This window comes from Flavobacterium sp. W22_SRS_FP1, assembly GCF_052113685.1.
In the GTDB taxonomy this organism is placed as follows: domain Bacteria; phylum Bacteroidota; class Bacteroidia; order Flavobacteriales; family Flavobacteriaceae; genus Flavobacterium.
Genome location: NZ_JBGQOE010000055.1, coordinates 1 through 5,536, shown reverse-complemented (window position 1 = coordinate 5,536; position 5,536 = coordinate 1). Strand labels below are relative to the sequence as shown.

Below are 5,536 nucleotides of genomic sequence, written 5' to 3'. Positions count from 1 at the left end.
AATGCTGATAATATAGCACCTGAACAGATTGGATTAACTTGTGTGAAGGTTGGGGTAATTTGAGGATTCACCACAATAGTCATCATAGCTGTGGTAGCACATTGTCCCAAGGTGGGTGTGAAAGTATAAGCAGTGGTGGCTGTATTATTTAATGCAGGTGACCATGTTCCTGTAATCGTATTATTTGATGTTGTAGGTAATGCTGATAATATAGCACCTGAACAGATTGGATTGACTTGTGTGAATGTTGGGGTAATTTGAGGATTCACCACAATAGTCATCATAGCTGTGGTAGCACATTGTCCCAAAGTTGGTGTGAAAGTATAAGTAGTGGTGGCTGTATTATTTAATGCAGGTGACCATGTTCCTGTAATCGTATTATTAGATGTTGTAGCTAATGCTGATAATATAGCACCTGAACAGATTGGATTAACTTGTGTGAAGGTTGGTATTATGTTGGGACTTATCGAAATATTAACAGTAGCAATGTTACTATCTAATAATCCATCATTAGCTTTATATGTAAAACTATCCGTCAAAATGTTAGACCCATCATGGATATAAATAAAGGTTCCATTATTATTTAATGTTAAGGTTCCATGGTTAGGCGGAGAAATTAAATTTGGTATTAAGGTAGACCCTTCCGTATCTGAATCATTTGAGAGTATACTTGTAATATTTCCGATTAAATTAGTTGCACTACAGCTTACATATGTATTTATTTCATCGTTTTGAGCGATAGGTGCTGTATTTATTATATTCTCAGCTACATGAATATTTCCAATACTTAATTCATTTGAATAACAATTTTGGTTATCAATATTTGATAATATCAGATTACTAATAGTAAGTGGATAATCTCCTATACTAACATTATTTTGGATAAAAACAGGAAGGCTTAAAATTAAATTATTACCTATAGGTATTAAACTGGAATTTAACGAATAAATCACAAATCTATAATTTCCATTAGCCAACTGATTTGAAGATATTGTAAAATTTGAAATTAAACTGGAAGCCTGAACATTTTTATCGTCGAAAATAAAATTTAAAGGAAAATTAAGATCAAATTGTATTGCTCTGATAGAATTACTGTTAATTAGGTTAAGACTAATAATATCACTACTATTTCTTAAAACTGTTTTATCAATAATTTTCAAATAATTACTTGGGATTACATCAGCTTGAATATTTACAATATTTGATTTTGAATTTCCATTATGATTTATAGTGATATTTTGATTATAATTACCCAGTAATATTGGGGTTAATAATAATGGAAGATTAATAGTAGTATTTGGAGATATAGTAAAAGGAATTATTGAATTACAACTTATTGCATTTGGAAAATTAAGACTACTAACTATAATATTTGTATTTCCAGAATTTTGAAGAGATAATGAAAAAGGGAGCGGTTGATATATAGGTATATTACCAAATTGAAAAGAATTAGTGGTAATAATTAATTCCGAAGAATTAATATTAAGTGCTCCATTTTCTGAATTTGTTATTATATTTCCAGAAAATTGATTAGATAATATTAAATTACTTAGTAATAAAGGATAATTTCCAGATGCTAGATTTGTAGTTAATTTAAAAGTAAATACTGCTCCACTATTTCCAATAAACCAATCATTACTTGGTGAATAACAAATAAACCTAATAGTATTTGAATTAATCAGGCTAGAGCTAATTATATGATTTGTATTTCTATTTAAAAATATTATCGAATTATTTACTAATGAAGTGTTATTTGGTAACGTAATGTCAAATTGAAATGCATTAAACTGTTGAGAGTTATCTATACTGACAGGGAAAGTTATTTGAGAATTATTATCTCCGGAAACTGTTCCTAATGTAATTGTATTAATGTTATTTTGTGGCAATACAACAAGTTGAGCACTCGTTTGATTTGTAATTACATTTCCTAAATTTAAATTATTTATCATGCAGTTACTTATTTCAAGTGGAAAAGTTCCTGGGTTGGTATTTGGTCTCAATTTAAATTTAAAAACTTCACCTGAATTACCAATTATATTCACATTTGTTGAAGATGTAGTAAATCTTATAATGTTTGGACTTATATTATTTACAACTATATTTTGATTTGCTAATCTACTTGAAGTAACTATTGAATTTGCCACAAAATCAATTCCATTAGGTAATGCTATATCAAATTGAAATCCATAAGATGTTTGACTATTATTAATAATAACTGAGATTTCGATTTCAGTATTATTGTATCCAGAAACATTGGAAAGAATTAATGAATTGTTTTCATTTGATTGAATAACTTTAAGATTTCCATTTGTAGAATTTGTTAAGACATTTCCATCCAAAAGATTTGAAATAATTCCATTACTAATTATTAAAGGATAATTTCCAGGGACAGTGGCTAGTCTCAATTTAAATTTAAAAATTTCACCAGAACTACTAATAAAATTAGCATTACTAGTTGAAAAAGCAATAAAGCGTAATGTTGAGCCATTAATTACTGAAACACTTATCGAATGACCAGCAAATCGATTGGATTGAATAATAGAATTTTCAACATAATATATATTATTTGGTAATGTAATATCAAATTGAAAAGCATTTAATGTTTGTGTGTTATTTATCAAAACTGGAATCTCAATTTCAGAATAATTATATCCTACCGCATTACCAACTGAAATAATATTACTTTCATTATTAGCTAATACTTGAAGGGAACCATTTACAGTATTGTTAATAATATTACCATTAGAAATATTTGAAATTATTCCATTTGTTACATTTAATGGATAAGTCGCAATCAGAGTATTAGGTTTTAATCTAAATTTAAATATTTCCCCACTTGTCCCAATAAAATTTGTATTCGTCGGGGAATATGCCAAAATTCTTAATGTGGTACCATTAATTACAGAAGTACTAATAGTATGATTGACAGCTCTATTTGCAATGATTATAGAATTTGCTATATATGAAATATTAGTTGGTAAAGTAATGTCAAATTGAAAGCCGGTAAATGTCTGAGCATTATCAATTAATACAGCAATTTCAATTTCGGTGTTATTTACACCACTTGAATTGCTAATAGAAATAGAGTTTTGACCAATACATATTTGTGTGGCTAATAAAATGATAATGTGAAAAATAAATTTATATTTCATATAAATTATTTTATTATTAATTTATCCGTAACAGTAGTCACTAAATTATTATTATGATATACGTCAATTATTATATTATAAAGTCCAGAACTCAAATTATTTAAAATAATATCATTAAATTCAAGATTACCATTACTATTAATAGTATTTGACCAAACTAGTCTGCCTTCAACATTATATAATTGTAGAAATATAAAATCACATTTTGTTGAACTAACAATTTTTAAATTAATCTTGTTGTTTATAACTGGATTTGGCCAAAAACTGATTATTTTGTCACTTAAAATGGTTTTATAAATTGGCCTTAGTGAAAAACCTGGGTTAGAGGCAACACTTGTATTCAAAATTATAAGGTCACTATTATTTGAACTAGATTTAGTTAATAATTTTGTTTTTCCTGAAGGAATTTTTATATCTCCATTATTAAACATCAATATATCTTTATTGTGGCCATTTGAATAGTTTATCCAATTGAAATTTTGTAAATCATTTGACGGTTCAAATTCAAAATCTTCTTTAAATTCCATTTGTAATCCTCTAATTTCATAATCTGACTCAACATAAAGTTCATTAGATTTCCAATAAAAGATTGCGTCTCCTAGACTTGTATTTGAATATAGATTGCTTTTGATATTGGAATCTTTAAGAGTTTTATATGTTTTTGGATTTAATATTATGTCCACAATTCCAACAAGGTCTAGTACATTTATTATGGCATCATTATTAATATCACTCACTTTAGAAATAAAAGGATTGGGTGAATTACCGGTAATATACTGAACTACATTTACGACGTCTAATATATTTACTTGATAATCACCATTACTATCCCCTAGTGGATAATCATTTAGCACGTCAATAATAGATATTATTACTGTTTGGTAATATATTTCATTTGTGTCAAGATCCCTTGCTTTTACTCTAATTGAATAGTAGTTTTTAATTTCATAATCAAAAAACAAATTCGAATAAATTGAATTTGAATTAATTGAAAATGCATTATTATCTGGAAAATTAATAGTATCATACATTGAATATTCTACATTATTCAATGTTAAGTTAGGTTCATTAGTAGTAAGCAATCCAACCAATGTATTAATATTGGAGTTTTCCAAAATAGAGTTGTTAGAAAGAACTATAGTTCTGTTGCCAAACCTAATATTGATTATGTCAGACTTGCAACTATTTTGGTTGTCTTTTATTCTAATTTTTATGTTTGCTATATTAATATTTGGCAGATTCCAATTATAAGTTTTATTTGTGAATAATTGATTATCAACAATATTTATCCAACTTAAACCTCCGTTTAAACTATAATCAATATTGAAATATTGAGAGGTAAAAAATGATTCCCAATTTAATGTTATTGAATTTGTATTAGTTCGATTTATTACTTCATAATTTAATGGATTTAATATTCTCAATGATGGTTGTATTGTGAATTTTTCATCTGAAAGATCAAAATAGGAACTATTACTATTTTCGGTTACTTTAACTCTGCAGTTTTCTGATGCAATATTTGGAATACTCCAATCAAAAGAATTAAAAATAGAATTTGAAATAAAATTATTATTTAAGATAGTCCAACTTACCCCATTATCCGTCGACACTTCTATTTTATAAGAACTACTCGCGCCACCATACCATGTTATAGAAGATTGTGTACATGTCTGAAATAATGTCGAATTATTATTAGGAGAAATTAATATTGTTCTCGGTCTGATTTCGAAATAATTATCTGAAACATCAAAACGAGAAGGATTTGTTGAATCAGATATTTTAATCATAGATTGTGTTTTTGGAGCATCTACTAATGGAATTGTCCAATTATAAGACCCTAAATTTGGAACATTTTCTGCAGTTAAAACCCAAGAAAGGCCTCCGTTTATAGAGTAATAAATATTAACCGTTTCTGTTCCAGCTTTCGAAAGTGGATAAGCCCATTTTATAGGATAGGTATTATATGAAAATACTGTTTGTCCTCCATTTGGATCAGTTACTGTAATTCCCGCATTTTCAATCGTAAAATTACTATCACTTGCATCTAATATGGTGTTATTTCCTGCATCACGGACTCTAACCTTAGCTTGTGTAGAAGCAGTATTTGGCACTTGCCAATTGTACACTCCAGTTGTATTAGGTAAATCACTTACTATACGTGTCCAAGCGCTACCGCCATCAGTACTATAATCTAAATCAAATCTTTTTGAAGTTCCTACAATATTCCATTTAATTTCTTTGGTTGCCGTTCCTACACTAGTAATGTATCCTTTCCAACCAGTTCCTCCATAATTATTAGTAACTATAGAAAATGTAAGTGCTCCACTTGCATCAGTAGATTGATAGGTTGCAACTCCACTGGTACCCGTTAAATCAGCTAATAA

The 5,536-nt window shown here is 27.9% G+C and carries 2 protein-coding genes; both read right to left on the bottom strand.

Going from position 1 to position 5,536, the window contains the following annotated elements:
- A partial coding sequence (locus tag ACEN2H_RS15460; RefSeq protein WP_441733927.1) for an Ig-like domain-containing protein occupies positions 1-3,152 on the bottom strand: 3,152 nt, incomplete at its 3' end.
- A 5-nt stretch (positions 3,153-3,157) separates the two neighbouring features.
- Positions 3,158-5,536 (bottom strand): hypothetical protein (locus tag ACEN2H_RS15455; RefSeq protein WP_441733924.1); only part of this gene is annotated, 2,379 nt, incomplete at its 5' end.